The organism is Pseudomonas edaphica (assembly GCF_005863185.1).
Lineage (GTDB): Bacteria > Pseudomonadota > Gammaproteobacteria > Pseudomonadales > Pseudomonadaceae > Aquipseudomonas > Aquipseudomonas edaphica.
The window spans coordinates 1-1,629 of sequence record NZ_VBVZ01000933.1 but is presented as its reverse complement, the minus strand read 5'-3'; the positions used below and the strand labels follow the sequence as shown (position 1 = coordinate 1,629).

The 1,629-nt window shown below is 61.8% G+C and carries 2 protein-coding genes; both read right to left on the bottom strand.

What is annotated here, in order from left to right; genetic code table 11:
- Window positions 1-1,168 (bottom strand): lipoprotein-releasing ABC transporter permease subunit (locus tag FEM54_RS32215; protein ID WP_138454241.1); only part of this gene is annotated, 1,168 nt, incomplete at its 3' end.
- A gap of 61 nt (window positions 1,169-1,229) precedes the next feature.
- A partial coding sequence (locus tag FEM54_RS32210; RefSeq protein ID WP_138454240.1) for an ATP-binding cassette domain-containing protein occupies window positions 1,230-1,629 on the bottom strand: 400 nt, incomplete at its 5' end.

Genomic DNA, 1,629 nt, shown 5'->3' with positions numbered 1-1,629 from the left:
CAAACCCGGCCGTGCAAATCAGCAGTACATCGCCGCCTTGCAGCTCGGAAGGCAGGTTGCTGACAAAGTACACGTCCGAACTGAAGATATGCTGCCCGGTCACGCGCTCCAGCCAGCCCACCAGTTCACTCACGTTCAGCGCCGCAATCACGCCCAGCACGCCGCCGATCAAGGTGCCGACGATACCGATCACCGTGCCCTGCACCATGAAGATCGCCATGATCTGCCGTGGCGTGGCGCCGATGGTGCGCAAAATCGCGATGTCCGCGCCTTTGTCGTTCACCACCATGATCAGGGTGGCGATGATGTTGAACGCAGCGACGGCGACGATCATCAGCAACAGCAGGCCGATCATGGTCTTTTCCATCTTCATTGCACTGAACAGGCTGCCCTGGGTGTGGGTCCAGTCATCCGGCTTGTAGTCGGCGCCGAGGCTCGCGGCAATGTCGGCCGAAACCTTGGGGGCCGCGTACAAGTCTTTCACCGCCAGGCGCACGCTTTGTACCTGGTTCGGCTGCCAATGCTGGATCTCGGCGGCGTCGGCCATGTTGATCAGGGCCATGGAGCCATCCAGCTCGGCACCGACCTTGAAGATACCGACCACGTTCAAGCGCTGCATGCGCGGGGTGATGCCACCCGGTGCGGCCGTGCTGATTTCCGGCACGATCAGGGTCAGCTTGTCGCCCACATTCAGGCGAAAGCGCCGAGCGGTGATGTCGCCGATCACTACGCCGAACTCGCCGGCCTTCAGGTCTTCGAGTTTGCCGCGCACGATATGCTGGGCAACGATCGACACCTTGCCTTCCTGGGCCGGGTCAACGCCGCTGATCTCGATAGGTTGCATCGCGCCCTTGTAGGAGAACATGCCGTCCATCTGTGTGAACGGCACCGCAGCGGTGACCTCGGGGTTCTTCAGCGCGGCGGCGGCCACGGGCTGCCAGTTATCAATCGGGTTTACACCGACGATGGTGGCGTGGGGCACCATGCCGAGGATGCGCGTGCTCATTTCACGCTGGAAGCCGTTCATCACCGACAGCACCACGATCATCGCCAGCACGCCCAGGGCGAGGCCGATCATCGAGGTCATCGAGATAAACGAGACAAAACGGTTGCGGCGCTTGGCGCGGGTATAGCGCGTGCCGATGAAAATCGATAACGGTCTGAACATTCGCGGGCACCGTTTAAAAAAATGAAAAAGCCTGGCTTAAAAAAGCCAGGCTTGAAACGGGTCAGATGGCGACCAGATGACCTTCCTGCAGGTGCAACACGCGGTCCATCTGGCGGGCCATGCTCATGTCATGGGTGACCACCAGGAACGCGGTGCGCATCTGGGTGCTCAGTTCCAGCATCAAGTCCTTGATGCCTTGCGCTGTGTGCGAGTCGAGGTTGCCGGTCGGCTCGTCGAGCATCACCAGGCCTGGGTTGTTCACCAGGGCACGGGCGATGGCCACACGCTGGCGCTCGCCGCCGGACAGTTCCGCCGGTTTGTGCTCCAGGCGATGGCCAAGGCCGACGCGCTCCAGCAGTGCCTTGGCGCGCTGGCGGGCTTCCGGGATCGCGGTCTTGCCGATCAGCAGCGGCATGCACACGTTTTCCAGTGCGGTGAATTCCGGCAGCAGGTGGTGGAAC